The sequence below is a fragment of the Mycobacterium sp. DHQP2018-32-09 genome (assembly GCF_058148405.1).
In genome coordinates, this window is sequence record NZ_JBYVYK010000005.1 from 18,005 (window position 1) to 40,861 (window position 22,857).

General features: G+C 70.0%; 25 protein-coding genes and 3 tRNA genes. 8 read left to right on the forward strand and 20 right to left on the reverse strand.

From position 1 onward, the window contains the following. Nucleotides 1-2: 2 nt before the first annotated feature. The 4 genes from dprE2 to pdxR form a co-directional block, all read right to left on the reverse strand. Nucleotides 3-785 (reverse strand): decaprenylphospho-beta-D-erythro-pentofuranosid-2-ulose 2-reductase, encoded by a 783-nt coding sequence (gene dprE2, locus AC30CM_RS03950; protein ID WP_490115522.1) that lies wholly within the window; start codon nucleotides 783-785, stop codon nucleotides 3-5. Next, entirely contained in the window at nucleotides 786-2,168 is a 1,383-nt protein-coding gene (gene dprE1, locus AC30CM_RS03955; RefSeq protein WP_490115523.1) for a decaprenylphosphoryl-beta-D-ribose oxidase, read from the reverse strand. Between the two features lie 35 nt (nucleotides 2,169-2,203). Continuing rightward, nucleotides 2,204-2,605 carry a GtrA family protein gene (locus AC30CM_RS03960; protein ID WP_490115620.1) on the reverse strand — a complete coding sequence of 134 codons (402 nt, stop codon included), beginning with the start codon at nucleotides 2,603-2,605 and terminating at the stop codon, nucleotides 2,204-2,206. 68 nt (nucleotides 2,606-2,673) lie between these two features. After that, a complete protein-coding gene (pdxR, locus tag AC30CM_RS03965; protein ID WP_490115524.1) occupies nucleotides 2,674-4,080 on the reverse strand; it encodes a MocR-like pyridoxine biosynthesis transcription factor PdxR in 1,407 nt (468 codons plus the stop codon). Nucleotides 4,081-4,271: 191 nt separating this feature from the next. Here pdxR and AC30CM_RS03970 point away from each other — a divergent pair, with 191 nt between their 5' ends. Together AC30CM_RS03970 and AC30CM_RS03975 are read left to right on the forward strand one after the other, a co-directional pair. Then, nucleotides 4,272-4,583 carry an STAS domain-containing protein gene (locus tag AC30CM_RS03970; RefSeq protein ID WP_490115525.1) on the forward strand — a complete coding sequence of 104 codons (312 nt, stop codon included), beginning with the start codon at nucleotides 4,272-4,274 and terminating at the stop codon, nucleotides 4,581-4,583. A 76-nt stretch (nucleotides 4,584-4,659) separates the two neighbouring features. Further along, nucleotides 4,660-5,130 (forward strand): carboxymuconolactone decarboxylase family protein, encoded by a 471-nt coding sequence (locus AC30CM_RS03975; protein WP_490115526.1) that lies wholly within the window; start codon nucleotides 4,660-4,662, stop codon nucleotides 5,128-5,130. A 19-nt stretch (nucleotides 5,131-5,149) separates the two neighbouring features. On the opposite strand, the gene wzm is transcribed toward AC30CM_RS03975, so the two are convergent. From wzm to AC30CM_RS04000, 5 genes are read right to left on the reverse strand one after another with little or no spacing between them, the layout of a single operon-like run. Next, nucleotides 5,150-5,980, reverse strand: a complete 831-nt coding sequence (gene wzm, locus AC30CM_RS03980; protein WP_490115527.1) for a galactan export ABC transporter permease subunit Wzm/RfbD — start codon at nucleotides 5,978-5,980, stop codon at nucleotides 5,150-5,152. Then, complete coding sequence (gene glfT1 / locus AC30CM_RS03985) at nucleotides 5,977-6,948, reverse strand: galactofuranosyltransferase GlfT1 (RefSeq protein ID WP_490115528.1); 972 nt, start codon at nucleotides 6,946-6,948, stop codon at nucleotides 5,977-5,979. Before glfT1 ends, wzm begins: the two co-directional genes overlap by 4 nt. Beyond that, the gene (gene wzt / locus AC30CM_RS03990; protein ID WP_490115529.1) at nucleotides 6,941-7,747 is read right to left on the reverse strand and encodes a galactan export ABC transporter ATP-binding subunit Wzt/RfbE; all 807 of its coding nucleotides are present in this window, start codon (nucleotides 7,745-7,747) and stop codon (nucleotides 6,941-6,943) included. The genes glfT1 and wzt overlap by 8 nt, the downstream gene beginning before the upstream one ends. A gap of 5 nt (nucleotides 7,748-7,752) precedes the next feature. Next, the gene (locus AC30CM_RS03995; RefSeq protein WP_490115530.1) at nucleotides 7,753-8,280 is read right to left on the reverse strand and encodes a bacterial proteasome activator family protein; all 528 of its coding nucleotides are present in this window, start codon (nucleotides 8,278-8,280) and stop codon (nucleotides 7,753-7,755) included. Further along, entirely contained in the window at nucleotides 8,256-10,211 is a 1,956-nt protein-coding gene (locus AC30CM_RS04000; RefSeq protein WP_490115531.1) for a DUF6541 family protein, read from the reverse strand. The genes AC30CM_RS03995 and AC30CM_RS04000 overlap by 25 nt, the downstream gene beginning before the upstream one ends. 109 nt (nucleotides 10,212-10,320) lie before the next feature. On the opposite strand from AC30CM_RS04000, the gene AC30CM_RS04005 reads away from it, so the two are divergent. Continuing rightward, nucleotides 10,321-11,517 (forward strand): cysteine desulfurase-like protein, encoded by a 1,197-nt coding sequence (locus AC30CM_RS04005; RefSeq protein WP_490115532.1) that lies wholly within the window; start codon nucleotides 10,321-10,323, stop codon nucleotides 11,515-11,517. Nucleotides 11,518-11,542: 25 nt separating this feature from the next. Here the strand turns inward: AC30CM_RS04005 and AC30CM_RS04010 are convergent, their stop codons facing one another. Next, on the reverse strand, nucleotides 11,543-12,526 hold the full coding sequence (locus AC30CM_RS04010; RefSeq protein WP_490115621.1) for an NAD(P)H-quinone oxidoreductase: 984 nt from the start codon (nucleotides 12,524-12,526) through the stop codon (nucleotides 11,543-11,545). Nucleotides 12,527-12,572: 46 nt separating this feature from the next. Here AC30CM_RS04010 and AC30CM_RS04015 point away from each other — a divergent pair, with 46 nt between their 5' ends. The 3 genes from AC30CM_RS04015 (at nucleotide 12,573) to AC30CM_RS04025 (ending at nucleotide 13,980) form a co-directional block, all read left to right on the forward strand. Continuing rightward, nucleotides 12,573-13,085 carry a MarR family winged helix-turn-helix transcriptional regulator gene (locus tag AC30CM_RS04015; protein ID WP_490115533.1) on the forward strand — a complete coding sequence of 171 codons (513 nt, stop codon included), beginning with the start codon at nucleotides 12,573-12,575 and terminating at the stop codon, nucleotides 13,083-13,085. 21 nt (nucleotides 13,086-13,106) lie between these two features. Further along, nucleotides 13,107-13,196, forward strand: a tRNA-Ser gene (locus AC30CM_RS04020). Nucleotides 13,197-13,272: 76 nt separating this feature from the next. After that, nucleotides 13,273-13,980, forward strand: coding sequence for an RsiV family protein (locus AC30CM_RS04025; RefSeq protein WP_490115534.1), 708 nt, complete (start codon nucleotides 13,273-13,275; stop codon nucleotides 13,978-13,980). An 11-nt stretch (nucleotides 13,981-13,991) separates the two neighbouring features. Here AC30CM_RS04025 and AC30CM_RS04030 read toward each other — a convergent pair whose 3' ends face one another. From AC30CM_RS04030 to hisC, 4 genes are read right to left on the reverse strand one after another with little or no spacing between them, the layout of a single operon-like run. Further along, nucleotides 13,992-14,816, reverse strand: a complete 825-nt coding sequence (locus tag AC30CM_RS04030; protein WP_490115535.1) for a crotonase/enoyl-CoA hydratase family protein — start codon at nucleotides 14,814-14,816, stop codon at nucleotides 13,992-13,994. Nucleotides 14,817-14,840: 24 nt separating this feature from the next. Continuing rightward, nucleotides 14,841-15,197 (reverse strand): hypothetical protein, encoded by a 357-nt coding sequence (locus AC30CM_RS04035; protein WP_490115536.1) that lies wholly within the window; start codon nucleotides 15,195-15,197, stop codon nucleotides 14,841-14,843. Nucleotides 15,198-15,214: 17 nt separating this feature from the next. Next, nucleotides 15,215-15,685, reverse strand: a complete 471-nt coding sequence (locus AC30CM_RS04040) for a DUF4334 domain-containing protein (protein WP_490115537.1) — start codon at nucleotides 15,683-15,685, stop codon at nucleotides 15,215-15,217. Beyond that, complete coding sequence (hisC, locus tag AC30CM_RS04045) at nucleotides 15,682-16,746, reverse strand: histidinol-phosphate transaminase (RefSeq protein ID WP_490115538.1); 1,065 nt, start codon at nucleotides 16,744-16,746, stop codon at nucleotides 15,682-15,684. The genes AC30CM_RS04040 and hisC overlap by 4 nt, the downstream gene beginning before the upstream one ends. A 102-nt stretch (nucleotides 16,747-16,848) precedes the next feature. Between hisC and AC30CM_RS04050 the strand changes: the two genes are divergently transcribed. Together AC30CM_RS04050 and AC30CM_RS04055 are read left to right on the forward strand one after the other, a co-directional pair. Next, nucleotides 16,849-16,937 (forward strand) — tRNA-Ser (locus AC30CM_RS04050). A gap of 40 nt (nucleotides 16,938-16,977) precedes the next feature. Next, a tRNA-Arg gene (locus AC30CM_RS04055) sits at nucleotides 16,978-17,050 on the forward strand. 334 nt (nucleotides 17,051-17,384) lie between these two features. Here AC30CM_RS04055 and AC30CM_RS04060 read toward each other — a convergent pair. From AC30CM_RS04060 to AC30CM_RS04085, 6 genes are read right to left on the reverse strand one after another with little or no spacing between them, the layout of a single operon-like run. Next, entirely contained in the window at nucleotides 17,385-18,152 is a 768-nt protein-coding gene (locus AC30CM_RS04060) for an HpcH/HpaI aldolase family protein (protein ID WP_490115539.1), read from the reverse strand. Between the two features lie 7 nt (nucleotides 18,153-18,159). Beyond that, a complete protein-coding gene (locus AC30CM_RS04065) occupies nucleotides 18,160-19,116 on the reverse strand; it encodes an aldo/keto reductase (RefSeq protein ID WP_490115540.1) in 957 nt (318 codons plus the stop codon). Next, entirely contained in the window at nucleotides 19,116-19,958 is an 843-nt protein-coding gene (locus tag AC30CM_RS04070; RefSeq protein ID WP_490115541.1) for an ATP-binding cassette domain-containing protein, read from the reverse strand. Before AC30CM_RS04070 ends, AC30CM_RS04065 begins: the two co-directional genes overlap by 1 nt. Continuing rightward, a complete protein-coding gene (locus AC30CM_RS04075) occupies nucleotides 19,955-20,767 on the reverse strand; it encodes an ABC transporter ATP-binding protein (protein WP_490115542.1) in 813 nt (270 codons plus the stop codon). Before AC30CM_RS04075 ends, AC30CM_RS04070 begins: the two co-directional genes overlap by 4 nt. Nucleotide 20,768: 1 nt before the next feature. Further along, complete coding sequence (locus AC30CM_RS04080) at nucleotides 20,769-21,728, reverse strand: ABC transporter permease (RefSeq protein ID WP_490115543.1); 960 nt, start codon at nucleotides 21,726-21,728, stop codon at nucleotides 20,769-20,771. Next, nucleotides 21,725-22,768 (reverse strand): ABC transporter permease, encoded by a 1,044-nt coding sequence (locus tag AC30CM_RS04085; protein ID WP_490115544.1) that lies wholly within the window; start codon nucleotides 22,766-22,768, stop codon nucleotides 21,725-21,727. Before AC30CM_RS04085 ends, AC30CM_RS04080 begins: the two co-directional genes overlap by 4 nt. Nucleotides 22,769-22,857: the final 89 nt, after the last annotated feature.

Below are 22,857 nucleotides of genomic sequence, written 5' to 3' on the forward strand. Positions count from 1 at the left end.
GGCTAGATCGGCAGCTTGCGGAAGATGGGCCGTGGCACGTGGCGCAGCACCATCATCACGTAGCGGAAGGCGCCCGGTGCCCACACCAGGTCCTTGCCCTTGGCCGACGCGGTGACCGCCAGTTCGGCGACGTCCTCCTTGTCGACCGTGAACGGCGCCTCCTTGGCGCCGGTGGCCTTCCAGTGGGCGATGGTGGTCGCCGTGCGCACCTGGCCCGGCCGGATCACCAGCACGCGCACCCCGAACTCGCGCAGCGCCTCGCCCAGACCCAGGTAGAACCCGTCGAGTCCGGCCTTGGTGGAGCCGTAGACGAAGTTGGAGCGGCGCACGCGCTCACCGGCGGCCGAACTCATCGCGATGATGCGGCCGGATCCCTGGGCGCGCATCTTCTCGCCCAGCAGCACACCCACGGAAACCGCTGCGGTGTAGTTGATCTCGGCGATCTGGACGGCCTTGCGCTGGTTCTGCCAGAGTTCCTCGGCGTCACCGAGCAGGCCGAACGCGACGATCGCCACGTCGACGTCACCGTCGGCCCACGCCTCGTCGATCACCGCGGGGTGCGCGGCGCTGTCCACGCCGTCGAAGTCGACCCAGCGCACCGTCGTCGCCCCGGCGGCCGTCATGGCCGCGACGGCGTCGGCCTTGCGCGGGTGGTCGGGCAGGTCGGCCAGGATCACGCGGGCCGGCGCGTCGCGCAGGTAGCGGGCGGCGATGGCGAGCCCGATCTCGGACGTACCGCCCATGACCAGGATCGCCTGCGGGTTGCCCGTGGCATCGAACACCATTTACAGCAGCTCCAAACGTCGGGCCATGTCCGAGGCGAACACGCCGTCGGGATCGGCCTTGCGGCGCACCGAGATCCACTCGTCGATGCGGGGGTACATGCGGTGGAAGGTCGCGGCGGTGGTGCGGTTGTCCTTGGCCGTGTAGAGCCGGCCGCCGAACTCGAGCACGCGCTCGTCGAGACCCTTGAGCAGCTCGTTGAGGCCCGCCCTGATGGGGAAGTCGACGCAGACGTTCCAGCCCGGGATCGGAAAGCTCAGCGGTGCTTGGTTTCCCGGGCCGAACAGCTTGAACACGTTGAGGAACGAGACGTGCCCGCTGGCCTGGATGTCGACGAGGATGCGCTTGAACTCCTCGACGGCCTCGACGGGCACCACGAACTGGTACTGCGCGAAGCCGTCGGATCCGTACGCGCGGTTCCACTCTCCCACCATGTCGAGGGGGTGGTAGAACTGCGTCAGGTTCTGCGCCTTGCCGCGGTAGGTCTTGCCCATGCGGTACCACAGCTCGGTCATGGGGCCGAACGTGTACTTGTTGGCCAGGCCGTTGGGGAACACGTCGGGTGCGGTGAAGAACTGTGGCGCATCGAATTTCAGCGGGTCCTTCGCCAGCTTGTCCGGCAGCTGATCCAGCGTCGCCAGCGAGCCGCGCGAGATCACGGCCCGACCCAGCTTGGGGGGCGGGCTCATCGCGTCGAACCAGCCCGAGGAGTAGGTGTAGTTGGACTCGGTGCCGTCGCTGTGGAACGCGATGGTCTCGTCGAGGCTCGCGGTGACGTCGCCGTCGGCGATGAAGTAGGCCGTCTCGGTGGGCGTCATGGCGATCTTGGCGCGCAGGATGATGCCGGTGAGCCCGTTGCCGCCGACGGTGGCCCAGAACAGCGCGGTGTCCTCGGGGCTGCCGCCGCCCGGCGTCAGCGTGCGCACCTCGCCGGAGGCCAGCAGCAGGTCCAGCGACAGCACGTGGTTGCCGAAGCTGCCCGCGCTGTGGTGGTTCTTGCCGTGGATGTCACAGGCGATCGCGCCGCCGATCGTCACCTGGCGCGTGCCGGGCAGCACCGGTACCCACAGGCCCAGCGGAAGCGCCGCCCGCATCAGCTGGTCGAGGTTCACGCCCGCGTCGACGTCGACGACGTGGGTGTCGCGATCCATCGAGTGGATCTTGTTCAGGGCGGGCATGTCGACGACGAGGCCGCCGCCGTTCTGGGCGTTGTCGCCGTAGGAGCGGCCGAGGCCGCGGGCGATGACGCCGCGCTCGCCCGCCTTCGTCACGGCGTCGACGATGTCGCCGGGATCGGGGGTGGACAGGACGGTCGCGACCGTCGGCGCGGTGCGCGCCCAGCCCATCAGGCGCTTGGGGGCCAGCTTGGCCGTCGTTGTGGACATCGAGACGAGGGTACCGTCCTGTCGGCCCGCGCCCCTCACGTGCGGAGCTTGAAGATCACTGCGCGTTGCACCACGAAGTTGATCACCGTCGCCGTGCCCTGGGCGATGACGAAGGCCACGACCACGCCGGTGTCGGAGTAGTCGAACAGGCGCAGGAACAGGTGGTTGAGGCCCACCTGCACCACGAACGTCGTCACGTAGAGCGCCCACACCGCGACCAGGCGCCGGGTGCTGGGGGCGGCCTGGAACGTCCAGCGGCGGTTGAGCAGGTAGGCGGTGGTGGTGCCGGCGATCCAGCCGATCACCTTGGCGAGGTCGGGTTGCAGGCCGGCCGCCTTGTACAGCAGCACGTAGAGCCCGAAGTCGACGATCGCCGAGAGCCCGCCCGTCACGACGAACCGGAAGGCCTGGGTGCGCAGGCTCAGATTCGGCGGCATGGGGGGCTCGGTCACGGTGGGGAGCTTAGCCACCGCCGACCTGTGGACACCGTCGGCGTTGCCCGGCGTCACCGGCCGCCCAGGCTGGACAGCACGCGACACAGCGCGGCGACGGCGCGATCGAAGGCTCCCTCGGTGGGCGTCCCGAAGTTCACCACGACGCCGTCGGCGGCGGGTCCGTCGGCGTCGGGGTGGCGCAGCAGCGCCAGTCCCGAGACGGCGACCCCGGCCTCACCGGCGCGGCGCAGCGCCTCGGCCTCGGTGCCCTCGGGCAGGCGCAGCAGCAGGTGCAGACCGGCCGAGAGTCCGACGATCTCGACGGGCAGCGGCGCCAGCGCCGTCACCAGCCGGTCCCGGCGTCGCCGGTAGGCCAGGCGCATCTTGCGAATGTGCTTGTCGTAGCTGCCGTTCGAGACGAACTCGGCCATCGTCAGCGCGGCGATGCCGTTGACGTGGAACTGCTGGCCGCCGAGCGCGGCCAGCGCGCCGTCCAGCAGCGCGTCGGGCAGCACCATCCAGCCGAGCCGCAGGGCGGGCGCCAGCGCCTTGCTGGCCGAGCCGAGGTAGACGACGCGGTCGGGGTCGAGCCCTTGGAGGGCGCCGACGGGTTGGCGGTCGTACCGGAACTCACCGTCGTAGTCGTCTTCGAGGACGTAAGTGCCCGTGCGCGTGGCCCATTCGAGCGCGGCGGTCCTGCGCGCGGGGTGCAGCGGCACGCCGTGGGGGAAGTGGTGGGCGGGGGTGAGCAGGGCCGCGGTCAGAGTGGGATGACGGTCGAGGTCGGCGACGACGGCACCGTGGTCGTCGATGCCGATCGGGATGGTCGGCACGTCCAGTGCCGCCAGCGCCTCACGGAACAGGAACAGGCCGTAGGCCTCCACCGCGACGGGTCCGCCGAGCGTACGGCCCAGCGCCTCGACCGAGTGCCGGGTGCCCGCGGTGACGACGATCGAATCCGGTGAACAGCGCACGCCGCGGGCCCGGGTCAGGTAGTCGGCCAACGCCGCCCGCAGCTCGATGCGGCCCCGCGGATCGCCAAGGCGCAGTGCGTCGTTGGGGGCGTCGGTCAGGGCGCGCCGGGTGGCGGCCAGCCACGCCGCGCGCGGGAACTGGGCCACGTCACCGGCTCCGGGCATCAGATCGTGCACGGGCGTCCCCGGCGTGCCGCGGGGACGGGCGGGCAGCGGGGTGGCACCACCCAGCACCCACGTGCCTGCCCCCTGGCGGGCCCCCAGCAGACCCTCGGCGACCAGCTCGGCGTACGCCTCGGCCACGGTGTTGCGGGCCACGCCGAGATCCGCTGCCAGGACGCGCGACGGCGGCAACGCCGTACCCGGGGTCAGCCGGCCGCTGCGCACGGCGGCACGCAGGGCGGTCAGCAACCGATCGCGGCTGCCGCGGGCGCCGGGGATCAGTGCCCCCCGCAATTCCAGGTGCAGGTCGCGGGTCCCCGGTGTGGCCGGACCGGACGTCACCGCAGCATTCAAGCACGTGCACGGACGGCCCGGCCGGACCATCCAGCCAAGGTCACCGATCGGTCCCGATTGGTCATCGGTGGTGCCTTCCGGACGGGTCGTTCTGCGACACTTGCCGCAGCCCGCCAGAAACGGCTCGAGGAGGATCGATCAACGGTTTCACCACATCGGAGACCTGGCACGGTCGCGTTGTGGTCGTGACGGTGTCGGGAACGATCGATGCCCTCACCTCGCCGGCGTTGTACGGGGCGGCGGCCGTTGCGGTGCAGAAGAAGCCGGAGGGGCTGATCTTCGACTTCACCGACGTCACCCTGTTGGCGTCGGCGGGCATGCAGGTGCTGATCACGACGATGCGCATGCTCGGGCCCTCCGTCGGCTACGCGGTGGTCGCCGACGGTCCGGCGACCAGCAGGCCGCTCGAGATCGCCGGGGTCGCGGACTTCATCGACGTGTATCCGACCCTCGACGCGGCGATGGCACGAGTGTCGAAGCAGACCGACTGAACCGCAGGATTGGCCCACGAAAGTGGGCTGACATTGCACCACGTATCTGGTCCTTTCTGGCCCTAACGTCGATGCCATGACCCAGACACTCGAACACCCCACCGCGATCGACCGCCTGCAGATCTACAAGGTCTCCCCGGAGCTGTACGACGCGATGATGAAGCTCTCGCTGGCGTCGGCGAAGGACGTCGACCCCACCATCGGCGAACTGATCAAGATCCGCGCCAGCCAGATCAACCACTGCGCGTTCTGCCTCGACATGCACGTCGCCGACGCCCGCAAGAACGGCGAGACCGAGCAGCGCCTGGCGCTGGTCGCCGCGTGGGACGAAGCCGGCACCCTGTTCACCGCGCAGGAGCGCGCCGCACTGGAACTCACCGAGGCCATCACCGAGCTGCACCACGGCCACGTCTCCGACGAGGTCTACGCCAGGGCCGCCGCCGTGTTCAGCGAACGGGAGCTGGCGCAGGTGATCGCGCTGGCGGTGACCATCAACGCGTGGAACCGCTTCAACGTAGCGACGCGGATGAAGGCGCCGCGGCGCTGACCACGCACCGGGCGCGTGGCTACACCCAGTACGGCACACGCGCCCGGTACTGCCGCAGCGCGAACGCGGTGACGGTCCACCCGACGACGGTCAGCGCGATCACCACCACCCAGTGATGCAGCTGCTGGTCGGCGCCCAGCAGCGGCGCCCGCACGATGTCGACGTAGTGCAGCAGCGGGTTGAACTCGATGACCTTGGCCCACCCGCCGGCGCCCTGGGCGCGCAGCGTCTGGTCGTTCCAGATGATCGGCGTCATGTAGAACAGCAGCTGCACCAGGCTGAACAGCAGGGGGCTGATGTCCCGGTACCGCGTGGCGAGGATGCCGAAGCACAGCGCCACCCACACGCAGTTGAGCACGATGAGCGCCAGCGCCGGGATGAACGCCAGATCGGTCCACGTCCAGTGCTGCGGAAAGATGATCGCGATCACCACGAAGATCACGATGTTGTGCGCGAACAGCAGCACCTGGCGCCACACCAGCCGGTAGACGTGCACGCTCAGCGGCGTCGGCAGCTGCTTGATCAGCCCCTCGTTGGCGACGAACACGTCGGCACCCTCGAGGATCGAGGCATTGATCAGGTTCCAGATGATCAGGCCCAGGGTCACGTACGGAAGGTGCTCGGACAGTTCGAGTTTGAACAACTTCGAGTACAGGCCACCCAGTGCCACCGCCATGGTGCCGGTGGCGATGGTGATCCAGATGGGGCCCAGCACCGAGCGGCGGTACCGCTGCTTGATGTCCTGCCAGCCCAGGTGCAGCCACAGCTCGCGCTTGCCGAACCCCGCCGTCAGATCGCCCCACGCCCGTGCGAAGGTCTTCGACTGCGCCGCGGCATCGGTGAACGTCATCGCTTGGCCTCCTTCGCCCCGCCAGATCCCCCATCGCGCCGGTCGTGCGGCAGGAACCGCTCCCGTGCCCCCATGCGCCGCAACCGGATCCAGTCGGCGAACCCCGCCGGGTCGCGCCGCGTCACCAGGAAGAACCAGCCGAACCGCAGCCACTCCTGCGGCACCAGCTTGCGCATCCCGCGCTGCGCCTGCAGATAACCGCGGTTGCGGTAGGTGAAGTAGCGCTTGGTGTCGTCGGACGGATACTGCGTGTGCATGCGGCCGCCGAGGATCGGCTTGAACTCGTCGGATCCCTGCGGGTGCAGGTAGACGGCGTCGAGGCACGTGCCGAACGGCACGCCCGACAGCGCCAGCCTGCGGTGCACGTCCACCTCGTCGCCGCGCACGAACAGCCGGATGTCCGGGACGCCGACGGCGTCGATGGTGGCAGCGCTGAACAGGGCACCGTTGAACAGCGAGGCGATGCCCGGCAGCAGGCCGCCGCCGCCCAGCTCGGACACCCGGCGCCGCCAGACCAGACCGCGCCGCAACGGGAACGCCAGCCGGTCGGGGTCGTCGGCGTCGCACACCATCGGCGACACCTCGCCCAGCCGGTGGCGGCGCGCACACTCCAGCAGCGTGCCCAGCACCTCGTCGTCGGCCGGGCGACCGTCGTCGTCGGCGAGCCACACCCAGTCCGCGCCCAGTGCCAGCGCATGCAGCATGCCCAGCGCGAAGCCGCCCGCCCCGCCGAGGTTGCGGGCCGACCCCACGTAGGTCGACGGCACCGGCGTCGCGGCGACGACGTCGGCCACGCGGGGATCGTCGTCGTTGTCGACGACGATCAGGTGGTCGGGCGCGCGCCGCTGGCTGCACACCGCCGTTAGCGAGCGGGTCAGCAGATCGACCCGGCGGTGCGTCACCACGACGGCGACGATCCTCTCCGGGACGTCGTCCGTCACCTGCTCGGCGCCGGCCCGCTCAGTCACGTGCGGTGTCCCGGCGCTCGTTCTCCTCGATCACCTCGCGTACGTGTCGGGCCGCGTCCTCGCCCTCGTAGGCGCGCACGATCTCCTCGATGCCGCCCGTCATCTTGATGGTGCCGTGATCCACCCACATCGCGGTGTTGCACAGCTGCGCCAGGAACTCGTTGGAGTGGCTGGCGAACACCAGGATCCCCGATCGCGCCACCAGGTCCTGTAGGCGCGTGCGGGCCTTCTTCATGAACTCGGCGTCGACGGCGCCGATGCCCTCGTCGAGCAGTAGGATCTCCGGATCGATGCTGGTGACGACCCCCATCGCCAGGCGCACCCGCATGCCCGTGGAGTACGTGCGCAGCGGCATCGACAGGTAGTCGCCCAGCTCGGTGAACTCGGCGATCTCGTCGACCTTGGCGAGCATCTGCTTGCGCGTCTGCCCCAGGAACAGGCCGCGGATCAGGATGTTCTCGAAACCGGAGATCTCCGGATCCATGCCGACGCCCAGGTCGAACACCGGCGCCACGCGACCGGTCACGGTCGCCGAGCCGCGCGTGGGTTCGTAGATGCCCGACAGCAGACGCAGCAGCGTCGACTTGCCCGCACCGTTGTGGCCCACCAGGCCCACGCGGTCACCCATCTTCAGCGACAGCGTGATGTCGCGCAGCGCCTCGATGACCACGACGTTCGACTCGTTGCGGCCGATGGCGCCGCCCGCCTTGCCCAGGAACGCCTTCTTCAGCGACCGTGACTTGGCGTCGAAGATCGGGAATTCGACCCACGCGTCGCGGGTCGAGATGTGTGGTTCCACGCGACCTACAGGTACTGGCCGGTCCCGTGCCCGGGACCACGCGTGCCGGGGGCCGCGACGCCGGGGGGAAGGGCGCCCTGGCGCATCTGCTCCAACTGCTGGCGCGCGGCCATCTGCTGGGCGAACAGCGCCGTCTGGATCCCGTGGAACAGGCCTTCGAGCCAGCCGACCAGCTGCGCCTGGGCGATGCGCAGCTCGGCGTCCGAGGGCACGGACTCCTCGGTGAACGGCAGCGTGAGGCGTTCGAGTTCGTCGCGCAGTTCGGGCGCCAGACCGTCTTCGAGCTCGGAGATGCTGGTGCGGTGGATGTCGCGCAGCTTGGCGCGGCTGGCCTCGTCGAGCGGAGCGGCGCGCACCTCCTCGAGCAGCTGCTTGATCATGGTGCCGATGCGCATCACCTTGGCGGGCTGCTCCACCAGGTCGGTGAGCGACTTGTCGTCGTCCTCCTGCGCCTTGTCCCTGCTCTCGGGCGCCTGGCTGATGATTTCGTAATCGGGATCGTCGGGTGTCATGCCGTCTGCTTTCCCTGCCATTCGTAGATCCGATCCTCACCGTTGTCGTAGATCTTCTTCCACGACCGGGAGGCGTCTAGCGACACTAGCCCGTCGGGCATGACGAACCCGCGCACCACCGGCGTGCTGGTGATGACATAGCGGATGTTCAGCGCCCGGACGGCCGCGGCCACGCGCGGATCGGTGTCGGCGTCGTCGGCGTACGCCCAGAAGACGAAGCGCTGCGGTCCCGGCCCCTGCTGCTGGGGGAAGTCGTAGTGCGTCCACAGTGGGTGCAGGCCGGCCACCGCGTACATCCAGGCGGTGCCGTCGACGTTGGCGTTGCCGATCAACGTGTCGTGCGCGCCGGGCAGCGTGGCCAGGTAGGCGAACGCCTCGAGGTCCTTGGCGTCGACGATCACCGAGTCGTACTTGTCGCCGAGCAGGAACCGGTGCCGCGGCAGGTAGTGCCACGCCAGACCCACCGACACCGCGACGAGCGCGACGGCCGTCGCACCCTGCCACACCCGCGCGTCGACGGTGGGCAGCCGGGCGCGGCATCGGTCGACCACCCAGCGCGTGATCGTGTAGAGCGCGATGCCGGCCATGGGGGCCAGCAGCATCGCGACCACGGCGGACAGCCTGCGCGGATCGCTGTAGAACAGGTCGCTGTACGTGCCCGTGATGGCTCCGATGGGCCCGCCGAACGGCGCCGACGAGTGCACGATCGACACCACCAGCAGGGTCCAGACCAGCAGCGGCCACCAGACTCGTCGCCAGGCCAGGTACAGCCAGCCCAGACCGGCCAACAGCAGGATGGCGTTCTGGATCGGGAAGTCGTTGAGGTGGCGGGTGTGCGCGAACACGGCGTCGAACAGCGCCTTCTTGCGCCCCTCGTGGGTGACGAAGGCGTGCCCGGCGATGATCTCGGCCTGCTGCAGCACGCCGAGGAACTGTGGCAGCAGCACCGCCAGCGCGGGCAGGCCCACCGTCAGCAGGGTGGCCACGTCGGCCAGGCGCCCGCGCACCGGCCGCAGCAATCCCTCGGCCAGCCACCAGGCGGCGACGAAGGTCACGGTCACCATGCCGCCGGTGATGTGCACCGAGAACACGCCGACGAGGGCCAGTACCGCCAGCGGTATGCGATCGCGGTGCCGCAGGGTCGAGACGATGAAGGCCGCCGCGGGCACCGCCACGCCGTAGGCGGCGAGGTTGGGCATCGACGCGGTGTCGAACTCGACGTAGGGCACCGCCGTGAACGACGCCGTCAGCGCGGCCGCGGCGGCCGCGCACCCGGCGACCCGCCACTGGTCGTCGACGCGGGGCCGCAGCAGCTGCCAGGTCAGCACCGCGGCGCTGGTGGGGAACAGCCAGATGGCCGCGGTCAGGGAGTTCAGGGTGTAGGCGCTGGTGGCTGCCGCGCCCGTCAGCTGACACTGCAGCGCGGCCAGCGCGTGGAACACCGAGGGGTAGTACAGGACGTCGTGCGTCTCGACGTTGCGGAGTTCGCCCATGTGCGTCGGGGACGCCTGCCCAGTCTCGACGATCCACCGGATGGTGTTCGCGTGCCAGACCGAATCCCAGTTGCTGGGGATGCTCTGCCAGTGCGGCAGCCCGGTGAGCGCCGCGTAGCCGATGAGCACCGCACCGACCGCGATCCCGGCGGCGACGACGAGCGCCGGCCCGATGGTCATGGCGCCCGCGGCGGCGTCGCGGACGCCGAACCGCGCCAGAGCGACCCGCAGGATCGTGACGAGGATCACGACGACGAGGAGGGCGCCGAGCGCGCTCCAGCCGTTCCACGGGACCCCCAGCGCGCCCAGCGGCAGGATCGCGATGCCGACGATGCCGTAGGTGAGCGGCGCGGCCGTGGCGATGGCGACGGGCCACGTTAGCTGCGCCGCGCGCGCGACGATAGCTCCCGGGGTGACCAGCAACAACCACGCCACTAGCACCCCGGCCGCCAAGCTCACTGCACTAGTATGGCTGCCCAGACGACCCGGTTCGGCGCGGCGTGGGCACGAGCGTGGGTCCATGGAAATCGCTGTGGGGGCGGTTCTCGGATGCTCGAAGGTGGCTGGCATGGCATATGACGTCGCCCGGGTGCGCGGTCTGCACCCTTCGTTGGGCGACGGTTGGGTGCACTTCGACGCCCCGCGGGGGATGCTGCTGCCCGACTCGGTCGCCACGACGGTGTCGACGGCGTTTCGCGGCTCGATGACGACGGACGTCGGCCCCCATCCGTCGGCGCAGCGCAGTGCGGCGGTCCTCGCCGCCGCCCGGCGGGCGGTTGCCGACCTGGTGGGTGGTGACCCGCGCGGCGTGGTGCTGGGCGCCGATCGCGCGATTTTGCTGACGTCCTTGGCCGACGCGTCGTCGTCGCGCGTCGGGTTGGGCTACGAGGTGGTGGTCAGCCGCCTCGACGACGAGGCGAACATCGCGCCCTGGCTGCGGGCGGCCAACCGCTACGGCGCCAAGGTGAAGTGGGCCGAGGTCGACATCGAGACCGGTGAGCTGCCGCCGTGGCAGTGGGAGTCGCTCATCACCAAGCCGACGCGGCTGGTCGCCCTCGCGTCGGCGTCGTCGACGCTGGGCACGCTCACCGATCTGCGGCCCGTGATCAAGCTGGTGCACGAGAACTCGGGCCTGGTGGTGGTCGACCACTCGGCGGCGGCGCCCTACCGGCTGTTCGACGTCAACGAGGTGGAGGCCGACGTGGTGGCGGTCAACGCCGTCGCCTGGGGTGGTCCGCCCATCGGGGCGCTGGTGTTCCGCGACCCGTCGCTGATCGACGCGTTCGGGTCGGTGTCGCTGGATCCCGAGGCCACCGGCGCCGCACGGCTCGAGATGGGGCAGCACCAGTACGGCATGCTCGCCGGCGTGGTGGCCAGCGTCGAGTACCTGGCGGGTCTCGACGAGACCGCGACGGGCACCCGCCGGGAGCGGCTCGCGGTGTCCATGCGCTCGGCGGCCGCCTACATGGATCGGCTCTTCGACTACCTGCTGGCCTCGTTGCGGTCGCTGCCGCTGGTGATGGTGCTGGGGCAGCCGGAGGCGCGGATCCCGGTGCTGAGCCTGGCGCTCGACGGCGTGCCCGCCGAACGTGTCATCAAGCGGTTGGCCGACAACGGCGTGCTGGCCGTGACCGACGCGACGTCGCGCGCGCTCGACGCCATCGGCGTCGCCGACATCGGCGGCGCCGTGACCATCGGGCTGGCGCACTACACCACGATGGCCGAGGTGGATCAGCTGGTGCGGGCCCTCGCCTCGCTGGGATAGCCGCTCGCTGGAATGGCCGCTGGGGTCAGTCCCGCACGCGCAGCAGCACCTTGCCGGTCACGTCGCCGGACTCGAGCAGGCGGTGCGCCGCGGCGGCGTCGGTGATCGGCAGCTCGGCGCCGACGATGGGGCGCACCCGGCCGTCGGCGATCATGGGCCACACTCCTGCCACCACCGCGTCGACGATGGCGCTCTTGCCGGACGGCCCGGTCACGGGTCGGGAGCGCAGTGCGGTCGCGATGATGCCGGCCCGTTTGGCGAGCAGCTTGCCGATGTTCAGTTCGGCCTTGACCCCGCCCTGAAATCCGATGACGACCAGACGGCCGTCGGCGGCGAGTGCATCGACGTTGCGGTCGAGGTAGGCCGCCCCCATGATGTCGAGGATGACGTCGGCGCCGGCCCCGCCGGTCTCGGCGCGCACCCGCTCGACGAAGTCCTCTTTGCGGTAATTGACGCCTACGTCGGATCCTAGTTCGCGACATAGATCCAACTTGGCCTCGCTGCCCGCGGTGACCACCACCGTGCACCCCAGGGCGTGGGCAACCTGGATCGCATGTGTACCGATGCCGCTCGCCCCGCCGTGGATTAGAGCCACCCGTCCGGCGGTGAGTCCGGCCGTCATCACGAGATTGGACCAGACCGTGCAGGCCACCTCGGGTAGGGCGGCGGCGGCCATCACGTCGACGCCCGGCGGAAGCGGCATCACCTGGGCCGCGGGCACCGCCACGCGTTCGGCGTAACCACCGCCTGCCAGCAAAGCGCAGACCGGTTGGCCGACCGTCCATTCCGAGACGTCGTCGCCGACCTCGCGGACGTAGCCAGAGACCTCTAGGCCGAGAATGGAACTAGTTCCCTTGGGAGGGGGATAGTTCCCTGCGGCCTGCAGCAGATCGGCGCGGTTCACCCCTGCGGCAACGACGTCGAGTACGACTTCACCTGGGTTAGCTGTGGGTTCGGCAACCTCTTGCCAGGCCATGTCAGTTGGGGAATTCGCCACGATCGCATGCATGTCGATAACGCTACTCGGCGGGCGTTGTCGTCTTACCATGACATCTATGGAGGGGATGATCGCAGGGCGAACCGCGAGCGCCATGCCCGGTCTGGACATCGCGGAACAACGATCGTGGCAAAATTTCTTGGACGCGGCGCTACGGCTGTACGCGACCCTGAACAAGTCACTGGTGGAGGCTCACCACCTCACACTCAACGACGTCCGGCTGCTCGAGATCCTGGACAAGTCGCCCACGGGCGCGGCCCGGATGGGGGATCTCGCCGAGGAGCTGATGTCGCTGCCCAGCCGCGTCACGCGGCAGATCCATCGGCTGGAGGATCAGGGCCTCGCGCGCCGCACGTCCAGCCCCGACGACGGGCGCGGCGTCCTCGCCAGCATCACGCCGGAAGGGCGGGCCCGGCTCAAACAGGCGTTGGTGACGTACTCCGAGGGGGTGCGCAACCACTTCCTGTCCCGGCTGTCCCGCACCCAGATCGCCGCCATGGGGGAGAACTGCAGGCGCATCGGCGCCGGCCTGCGGGCCAGCGACCCGCCGGCACGTCTGGGCAGGGTCTAGGGATCCCTTACGATTGTCCGCGGTGGCGTGGCAGAGCGGCCTAATGCACTCGCCTTGAAAGCGAGAGACGGCTAACACCGTCCGGGGGTTCAAATCCCTCCGCCACCGCCATCGGAATCCCCGTTCCCCGCGCAATTGCTTCCCTCGTCAATTAGGTTCGTGGGACGACACGACGGAGGGCAGGGGCATGGCGGTACGCGCACGGGTGGGCATGGCGGTGATCGCGGCCGCGGCCGCGGGGTGCTTGGGCGGCCTGAGCGGCGGCGTCGCGGCGGCAGCGCCCGCGCAACTGTGCGACACCGTCGACGCCAACCAGATGTGCCAACTGCAGGCCAGCGGGCCCTACCGCAACGTCGACATCGCCATTCCCGCCGACTACCCCGAGGAGCAGCTGCTCCAGGACTACGTCAACGGGGTCCTCACCGAGTTCCAGGACGGGTCCGATCCCGTTGCGGGCCAACCACCGTACGAACTCGACGTCACCAGCACGCGCTACTCGTCGGGAGCGCCGGGCCAGCACGCCACCACGTCGGTGGCGGTGAAGGTCTTCCAGAGCGCCGGCGGCGCCCACCCCACCACGTGGTACCGGGCGTTCAACTACGACCTGACCGCACAGGCGCCGGTGACGTTCGCCGAGGCCTTCCCGAACGCCACGGACGCCGTCGCCAAGATCTGGCCCATCGTGCGCGGCGACCTCGACCGACAGGCCGGGCAGAACCTCGACATCCCGAACGACACCGGCCTCGACCCGCGGATCTACGAGAACTTCGCGTTCTCCGGGGATTCGGTGGTCTTCTTCTTCGACCGCGACGCGTTCTTCGGCGCCCTGGGCGCGCAAGAGGTCACCATCCCCAAGGCTCAGCTCGCCGGCGTGCTCGACCCGCGCTTCGCGTAGCGCCGGGCCGGCTACTCGCCCGTGAACTCCGGCGGGCGCTTGGCGAACATCGCGGTGATGCCCTCGGTGAGGTCCTTGCTGGGCAGGAACGCCGCGTTCCACGCCGCCACGTAGCGCAGGCTCGCCGCCACCTGGGCCGTGCGCTGCTCGTCGAGCACGTCCTTGACGCCCCGGACCACCAGCGGTGGGTTGGCGGCGATGGCGCGCGCGGTGTCGTGGGCCGCGGCCAACGTCGCCTCGGCGTCGGGGAACACGTCGTTGACCAGACCGATCCGCTCGGCCCGCGCCGCGTCGACGTCCTTGCCCGTCAGCGCCAGTTCGCGCAGGTGCCCGTCGGACAGGATCATCGGCAGCCGCGCCAGGGACCCGACGTCGGCGACCATCGCGAGCTTGACCTCGCGCACCGAGAACTTGGCGTCGGCGCTGGCGTAGCGGATGTCGACGGCCGAGATGAGGTCGACGCCGCCGCCGATGCACCAGCCGGACACGGCGGCGATCACGGGCGTCCGGCAGTCGGCGACGGCCGTGATGGCATGCTGCATGCGCTTGATCGTCGCGTGGAAGTCCGTGCGCGCCTTCGCCATTGCGCCCTCGGAGAGCACCGGCGTGAGCACGTCGCCCATGGCCGCCAGGTCCAGGCCGTAGCTGAAGTTGGCGCCCGAGCCGGTGAGCACGATGGCCCGCACGTCCGGGTCGGCGTCCAGCGTCGCGAATGCCACGGGGAGTTCGGACCAGAAGGCCGGACCCATGGCGTTGCCCTTGCCTGGGCCGGTGAGCGTGACGCGTGCCACGTGGCCGTCGATCTCGACGGTGAGGGATTCGTAGGTGTCACCCATGGCAGCAGGCTAACCGCTCGCCGGTCAGGGCGGCCCGCCGCCCATCAGCACGTCCGCCAGCACGATGTCCTTCGGCAGGAACTGGCACATCGCATCGGCGGCGATGCGCATGGTGTTCATGTCGTCGCCGCCGATGGTCGGGCCGAACTCGGACAGGATCTCCTCGATGACGGCCTGCTGATCGTCGGGCGACATCGCGTTGAACTCGCCGCACGTCACGCTCTGGGCGTCCCCCGACGACGGGGGTGCGCTGCGCGTCGAGGTGAGCGGCGCGCCGGGTTCGGTGGTCATCGCCACCTGGCCGTCGACGGTGCGGGAGCATCCGGCCAGGGCGCCGACGGCGATCAGGACCGTGGCGGCGACCAGGACGGGGGACCTCACGCCCCCCACGATATGCGCTAGACCCGGCGCAGGTAGAAGTACAGGTGACGCGGCGCGCCGGAACTGGTGTCCAGGGCCCCCTTGCCGTTCATGATCCCGACCACGGTCTGGGCGTCGACCTTCTTGAAGTGGTCGTGCACGGGCTTGCCGTCGTAGACCATCGTGGCGGTCACCTCGCCGCGGAACTCCTCGGCCCACAGCGTCGCCTCGCCGTTCATGGCCTCGGTGTTCGAGAACTTCTCGCCGTCGGCGTTCAGGCACACCAGGGGCTTGGCGTCGGAGGCGGAGACGAACGTCTTGCCGAACCAGTTGAGCCGCTTCATGAACCCGTTGGCGCGGTGGCCGGTGTCGAACTCGCCGCCCTGCCACTCGCCGATCATGAAGTCGATGGTCGTGGGCGACAGGGTCTCCCAGAACGCGTCGAGGTCGGCGTCGGCGATCTGGTCGGTGCGGGCCACGAAGGCGTCGAAGGTGTCGCGGGCGGTCATGCGTTCTCCATCCACCGTGACGCGAACTCCAAGAACGCGTCGTTCTCGTGCTGAGCGGCGACGGTCACCCGAACGCCGTCCTGACCATACGGGCGCACCAGGATGCGGTTCTCGGCGGCCGCGTTGACGAACGCATCGGTGCGTTCGGCCAGGGGCAGCCAGACGAAGTTGGCCTGCGCCGGCGGCACGGTGAAGCCGGCCGCGCGCAGGGTCGCGGTCACCCGGGCGCGTTCGGCGACGACGGCGTCGGTGCGGGCCAGCAGCTCGTCGGCGGCCTCCAGCGAGGCGATGGCTGCGGCCTGCGACACGCTGGTGGCCGAGAACGGGACGTAGACCTTGCCGAGGGCGGTGACGATCTCGGGGTCGGCGACGGCGTAGCCGACGCGCAGGCCCGCCAATCCGTAGGCCTTCGAAAACGTGCGCAGCACAACGACGTTGGAGTGTTCCCGCACCAAACCGAAGCTGTCGGGCAGCATGTCGTCGCGGATGTACTCGACGTAGGCCTCGTCGAGGGCGATCACGACGTCCGACGGCACGGCCGCGACGAACCGGGCCAGCGCGGCGGGGTCGACCACCGTTCCGGTGGGGTTGTTCGGGTTGCAGACGAAGATCAGCCGCGTCTTGTCGGTGACGGCCGCGAGCATGGCGTCCAGGTCGTGGGTGTGGTCGCGCAGCGGCACCGGTACCGGCGTGGCTCCCGCGGTGCGCACCTGCAGGGGGTAGATCTCGAAACTGCGCCAGCCGAACATCACCTCGTCGCCCACCGACGCGGTGATCTGGATGAGCTGCTGGCACAGGCTCACCGACCCGCAGCCCACGGCGATCTGCTCGGGGGCGAACGCACCGCCGTCGAGCGTCTTGGCCAGGCTCTCGCGCAACTCGACGTAGCCGTTGTCCGGGTAGCGGTTGATGGTCTCCATGGCCGTGGCCACCGCCGCGCGCACGCTGGGCAGCGGACCGTCGGTGGTCTCGTTGCTGGCGATCTTGATGGCGCCGGGGACCGTGCGCCCCGGGGTGTAGGCGGGCAGGTCGGCCATCACGGGACGCAGACGGGGTGTCACGCGCCCCAGTCTAGGGGCGGACGACGGCTGCGTTTCAGGCCGCTCACGTACCGCTTTGCCTTCCCGTCGTCGGCGTGTGTACTCTTTCCCCTCGGATCGTTTGGAGGCGTGCCAGAGCGGCCGAATGGGACTCACTGCTAATGAGTTGTCCCCCTTACAGGGGACCGGAGGTTCAAATCCTCTCGCCTCCGCCGCGGTTGGCTCGCGCCAGACCGCACAACTGAATAGCCGGCGCCCGTAGCTCAACGGATAGAGCATCTGACTACGGATCAGAAGGTTAGGGGTTCGAATCCCTTCGGGCGCACTCGTCGTGGAATGCCGGTTGCGTTGCAGCCGGCATTCGTCGTCTCCGGGGTGGGGTCAGGGCGGTGTCAGGGAGCTGTCGTGACCGCCCTGATACCCAGCCGCGCAGGCCTTCGCGACCTGACGGGGGAGTGAGCGACCCAGTGGGTGCCCGGGGTTTCGGGGTGCGGGCATGCGGATATGTGACGAGTGGGTCCCGCTGCTCGTCGACGCACGATCATCGTTGAGCTTGGCCCGGCGAGGTCCCGCCACATCCCGACGTTCAGACCCTGCGTACCGGATGCGGCGGGGCCTCGTCTCCGAGTATGCCGCCCCCCTCCGACACGTCGGGATCGTCAGGCGCCGTCGAGGGCGGCCTTGAGGTGCGCGGTGGCCGCGGCGCGCAGGTGGGTGAGATCCGACGCGATCGACGCGAAGGTGAAGCCCTCGGCCAGTCGACGGGCCGCGGTCGCGCCGTCGGGGGTGTGGATGCCCGCTGCGATGCCCGCGGCCGCGGCGGCCTCACGTGCGGCTACCAGGGCGGCTTCGAACTGGGCGTCGACCGCCGGGTCCTGCGGATGCGCCCCGCCGACCGCGAGGCGCAGGTCCGACGGGCCGACGTAGATGCCCGCCAGGCCGCCGGTGGCGCAGATCTGCTCCACGTGGCGCAGCCCCTCGGGGGTCTCGATCATGGCCAGCACCACGGTGTCGTCGTTGGCCGTCGCGGGGGTGGGGCCGATGCGCAGTTGCGAGCGCATCGGACCGTAGGACCGCACGCCGTAGGGCGGATAGGTGGCGGCGGCGACGGCCGCGGCGGCCTCGTCGGCGGTGTTCACCAGCGGCACGATGACGCCTGCCGCGCCGGCGTCGAGGGCGCGGCCGATCGGGGTGGGATGGTTGGCCTCCACGCGTACGAGGCCGACGGGGCCGCCTGCGGCGTCGATCGCGGTGAGGCCGGCGAGCATGCCGGCGTATCCGATGAGCCCGTGTTGCATGTCGAGGGCGAGGTAGTCGTAGCCGACGTGGGCCAGCCACTCCGTGGACACGGGGGAGTCGAGCACGGACCAGTAGCCGAGGAGGCGTTCCCGGCGGCGCAAGCGGGTGGCGAAGTCGTGGGCGGTCACGGTGGTCCTAGCGGTTGTAGTTGGGCATGGCGCCGCGCAGCGTCGCACCGACGTCGTCGCACTCGGCGACCAGGTCGGCCTCGAGCGGGCCGGCGGCGATCGCGGCGACGTTGTGTTCGAGGTGGCTCACCTTCGATCCGCCGAGCAGGATGGGCCCGGCGACGGGCTTGCTGACCAGCCACCGCAGCGCCAGCTCGGTCATCGGGATGCCCGCCTTGTCGGCCAGGGTGGCCAACCGGTCGATGGCGTCGAAGATGGTGGCGTTCCAATAGCGTTCGCGATACATCGCGGCCAGTCGGGAATCGCCGAACCGGCCGGCGGCGGGGTCGGCGTCGAAGGTGTGCTTGCCGGTGAGCAGCCCCCCGCCCAGGGGGTTGTAGACCATGGTGATCAGGGCCGTGACGTCGGCGAACTCGGCGTACTCGTCTTCGAGGCGTCGGGCCAGCAGGTTGTAGACCTGCTGGGCCACCACGGGCCGCGGCGCTCCCACCTCGTCGGCGAGCCGGTTGATCTCGCCGATCTGCCACGCGGAGTAGTTCGAGACCCCGAGTGCCCCGATCTTGCCCTCCTCGACCAGCTGGGCCACCGTGGCCAGCGTCTCGTGCAGCGGCGTGGCCCGGTCCGGCTGGTGCAGGTAGAACAGGTCGACGCGATCGGTGTCGAGGCGCCGCAGGCTGCCCTCGAGGCTGGCACGCAGCCCCGCCGCGGACAGCGGCGCGTGCTCGCCCGCATCGGGGTGTGGGATGCCGGCCTTGGTGGCCAGGGTCACCTGATCGCGTCGGCCGGCCAGGACGCGGGCGAGGATCCTCTCGGCCTCGCCGCCGGCGTATCCGTTGGCGGTGTCGACGTGGGTGATCCCGGAGGCCAGCGCGACGTCCACCATGGTGGCGGCGACGTCGGGGGACACCGTGTCGCCGAAGGTCATGGTGCCCAGGACGGGTCGCGTCGGGTCGAGGTCGAACATCAGGCTGCTCCTTGCAGGTGGGGGCTCGCGCCCAGGCGCGACACCACGTCGCGCGGTTTGATGCCGGTCATGGTGGTGGGATCGAGGGCGGCGGCGCGCAGCGCGACGGTGTACGGCTGCCGTGGGTGCGCCAATACGTCTGCGGTGGCTCCGGATTCGACGACTTCGCCGGAGCGCATGACGACGATGGTGTCGCTGATCTCGCGCACCACGCCGAGGTTGTGGGAGATGAAGACGTAGGTCAGCCCGGTGTCCCGCTTGATGTCGCGCAACAGGTCGAGTACCTGGGCCTGCACGGAGACGTCGAGTGCGCTGGTGGCTTCGTCGCACACCAGCAGTTCGGGCTCGCTGGCCAGCGCGCGGGCGATCCCGATGCGCTGGCGCTGGCCGCCCGAGAACTCGGCCGGCTTGCGGCGCAGCGCGCTGGTGGGCAGGCCCACCTGATCGATGAGCCGTGCGGCGCGGGCCTCGCGGTCGCGGCGGCTGCGCACTCCGCGCAGGCGGAGGGGTTCGGCGACGATGTCGACGGCACACAGGTGCGGGTCCAACGAGCCGTAGGGGTCTTGGAAGACCATCTGGATGCGGGATCGCATCGGGCGCAGCTTGCGCTCCGACAGCCCGGCGACGTCGACACCGTCGACGAGGATCCGCCCGGAGGTCGGGCGGACGAGTCGCACGATCGCCTTCGCCAACGTCGACTTGCCGCAACCGGATTCGCCGACGACGGCCAGACACGAGCCCTTCTCGACGTTCAGGCTCACCGAGTTCAGCGCGCGGAACACCCCGCCGGATACCGGGTACTCGACCACGAGGTCGTCGATGCGTAGCAGGGGTGTGGTCATGCCGGTACCTCCACGTCGGGTTGTGCGCTCAACCGCGGCACGGCGTCGAGAAGCCGCTTGGAATAGGCGGTTTGCGGGTTGGTCAGCAGGGCGTCGGCGCGGCCGCCTTCGACGAACCGGCCGTCCTTCATCACGAAGATCCGGTCGGACATCAGCCGTGCGACACCCAGATCGTGGGTGATCAGCAGCATCGCCACACCGGTGCGCTCCTGCAGTTCCAGCAGCAGATCGAGGATGCTGGCCTGCACCGTCACGTCCAGCGCGCTGGTCGGTTCGTCGGCGACGATGAGTTCGGGTCCGGCGGCCAGCGCGGCGGCGATCAGGACGCGCTGCAGCATGCCCCCGGACAGCTGGTGGGGATACTTCGCCAATTGTTCTGCGGGACGGGGGATGTGCACCTGGTCCAGCAGCTCCACCGCGCGGATGCGCTGGGCGGACCGCCCGGTGACGCCGCCGTGCCGGATGGCGTCGCGCAGCTGAGACCCGATGGTGTGCACCGGGCTCAGCGCGGTCATCGGGTCCTGGGGGATCAGCGCGACGTGCCGGCCACGGACCTTCGCCAGTGCCGCGTGGTCGCCCAGGACGTCGCGGCCGTTGAACCGGACGCGTCCCGACAGGACGGCCAGATCCGTGGGCAACAATCCCAGCAGTCCCATCGCGGTGGTCGACTTGCCGGAGCCGGATTCGCCGATGATGGTGACGGTCTCGCCGGCCCCGATGCGGAAGGACACCCCGTCGACGGCGCGGATCACGCCGCCCGCGGTGATGAGCTCGATCTGGAGGTCGGCGACGTCGAGCAGGTCGGCCATGTCAGTCGTTCCTTCCGCGCCGCGTGAACAGTTTCCGCAGGGCGGTGCCCACGCCGCCCACACCGCCTGCGCCGTCGCGCAGACCGTCGCCCAGGAGGTTCACCCCGACGACCAGCAGTGCGATCACCAGGCCTGGAAGCGTCACCAGCCACCACGACGTGGTGACGTAGTCCTGGCCGTCGGAGATGATGCGGCCCCAGGTGGCGAAGGGGCGCTGCGGTCCGGCTCCCAGGTAGCTCAGTGCGCTCTCCAGCAGCACGGCTTGCGCGAGCAGCAGCAGCACCACGAGCGAGACCTGTTTGACGATGTTGGGCACGACGTGGCGGACCAGGATGGCGACGTGCCCGAGGCCCAGCACGTGCGCGGCGGCGATGTAGGGCTTCTCGCGTTCGACCAACGTCAACGAGCGTGTGAGGCGCGCGATCTCGGGCCACTGGGCGATGGCGATGACGAACGTGATGACGGGGATGGACGGTCCGAACAGCGCGACGACCAGCAGCAGCATCATGAGCAACGGCAACGACAGCTGCGCCTCCAAGAGCCTGCTCACCATGGTGTCGATCACGCCGCCGCGGTAGCCGGCGAGCGCGCCGAGCGTGAGGCCGATGAGACCCGACACCAGCACGGCGAGGATCCCGATGGCCAGGGAGACCTGTCCGCCGTAGAGCACGCGGGCCAGCAGGTCGCGGCCCAGTTGGTCGGTGCCGAAGAGGTGGCCGTCGGTGAGCGGGGGCAGGCGACGGCCGGCGAGCTCGGTGGCGTCGGGGGAGGGCAGGGGCAGGACGCGCGCCAGGGCCACGGGTGCGACGACGAGTAGCACCGCGATGCTGCCGACCCAGATCTTGATGCGGCTGTCTCGGGCGCGGCGGGTGGCACCTGCGCGGGCGACGTCGCGGGCGGTCACTGCCGAGGGTCGTGGCTCGGCGGGTGCCTCGATGACGGTGGTGGTCGGAGTGCTCACTTGCCGCTCCTCTTGGTGGTGCGTCCGGCTGCGAGCCGGACCCGCGGGTCGAGCAGGGGGTAGCAGAGGTCCACCAGCAGCTGGACCAGGATGGCCAGGACGGCGGTGACCAGGACGGTGGCCTGGATCAGGGGGTAGTCCCGCGTTTCGAGTGCGCGCACCACCAACGAGCCGACGCCGGGCCAGGCGAACACCACCTCGACCACCACGACGCCGTTGAGCATGGAGGCAAAGCGGGTGCCCAGTGCGGTGAGGACCGGGATGGCCGAGTTGCGCAGGGAGTACCGCCAGATCAGCTCGCGTTCCGACACGCCGCGCGAGCGCCCGACGGTCACGTAGGGAGAGGTGAAGGCGTTGACCATCTCTCGTCGCACCATGCGGGAGATGAGGGCCACCTGGAGCACGGCGATGGTGACCGTCGGCAGGATCAGGCTCGACCACGTGGTGAACCCGGCGGGCGGCAGCACGGGGATCAGTACGGCGAAGATGGTGATGAGCATCAGACCGGTCCAGAAGTCCGGCATCGACTGCCCGGCGATGGTGACGGCGTTGGCGGCCAACTCGCGACGGGTGTCGGCGCGGCGTGCCATCCATACCCCCAGCGGGATGGCGACGATGGTGGTCAGCAGGATCGCCGACACCGCGAGGGTGACGGTGTAGGGCAGGCGGGACGTCACCACGTCGAACGCGGGCGCCTGGAACGAATAGGACGTGCCCAGGTCGAGGTGCAGCAGGCCCTGGAGGTACTTGAGGTACTGGACGACGATCGATTGGTCGAGCCCCATGTCGGCGCGGATGCGCGCGAGGTCGTCGGTGGTGGCCAGCGGTCCGGCCAACGAGTAGGCGGGGTCCCCGGGTGCCATCCGGATCAACACGAACACGGTGGTCAGCGTCAGGAACACCGTGAACAGGCTTTGTGCGAGGCGACGCAGGACGTATCGCGGCATGGGGCCCAGGAGCCTGCCGAACGTGGTGCGTCGCGCGGCGCCGCCGGCGGCGGGCGGAGCGGTCGGGCGGGGGGCGAGGAGCTGGTCGGCCACGTCGGTCACCGGCTCGCGGCGGGCGTCGGGTGCGGGGTCTGGGTCTGGGTCTGGGTCTGGAGGTGGTGCTGCGTCTGGGTCGGGGTCAT

Excerpts from the sequence above, each read along its gene's own strand:
- dprE2 (WP_490115522.1), bottom strand. The coding sequence starts at position 785 with ATGGTGTTCGATGCCACGGGCAACCCGCAGGCGATCCTGGTCATGGGC.
- dprE1 (WP_490115523.1), bottom strand. The coding sequence starts at position 2,168 with ATGTCCACAACGACGGCCAAGCTGGCCCCCAAGCGCCTGATGGGCTGG.
- AC30CM_RS03960 (WP_490115620.1), bottom strand. The coding sequence starts at position 2,605 with ATGCCGCCGAATCTGAGCCTGCGCACCCAGGCCTTCCGGTTCGTCGTG.
- AC30CM_RS03975 (WP_490115526.1), top strand. The coding sequence starts at position 4,660 with ATGACCCAGACACTCGAACACCCCACCGCGATCGACCGCCTGCAGATC.
- wzm (WP_490115527.1), bottom strand. The coding sequence starts at position 5,980 with ATGACGTTCACCGATGCCGCGGCGCAGTCGAAGACCTTCGCACGGGCG.
- AC30CM_RS03995 (WP_490115530.1), bottom strand. The coding sequence starts at position 8,280 with ATGGCAGGGAAAGCAGACGGCATGACACCCGACGATCCCGATTACGAA.
- AC30CM_RS04005 (WP_490115532.1), top strand. The coding sequence starts at position 10,321 with ATGGCATATGACGTCGCCCGGGTGCGCGGTCTGCACCCTTCGTTGGGC.
- AC30CM_RS04010 (WP_490115621.1), bottom strand. The coding sequence starts at position 12,526 with ATGCATGCGATCGTGGCGAATTCCCCAACTGACATGGCCTGGCAAGAG.
- AC30CM_RS04015 (WP_490115533.1), top strand. The coding sequence starts at position 12,573 with ATGGAGGGGATGATCGCAGGGCGAACCGCGAGCGCCATGCCCGGTCTG.
- AC30CM_RS04025 (WP_490115534.1), top strand. The coding sequence starts at position 13,273 with ATGGCGGTACGCGCACGGGTGGGCATGGCGGTGATCGCGGCCGCGGCC.
- AC30CM_RS04030 (WP_490115535.1), bottom strand. The coding sequence starts at position 14,816 with ATGGGTGACACCTACGAATCCCTCACCGTCGAGATCGACGGCCACGTG.
- AC30CM_RS04040 (WP_490115537.1), bottom strand. The coding sequence starts at position 15,685 with ATGACCGCCCGCGACACCTTCGACGCCTTCGTGGCCCGCACCGACCAG.
- AC30CM_RS04065 (WP_490115540.1), bottom strand. The coding sequence starts at position 19,116 with ATGTTCGACCTCGACCCGACGCGACCCGTCCTGGGCACCATGACCTTC.
- AC30CM_RS04070 (WP_490115541.1), bottom strand. The coding sequence starts at position 19,958 with ATGACCACACCCCTGCTACGCATCGACGACCTCGTGGTCGAGTACCCG.
- AC30CM_RS04075 (WP_490115542.1), bottom strand. The coding sequence starts at position 20,767 with ATGGCCGACCTGCTCGACGTCGCCGACCTCCAGATCGAGCTCATCACC.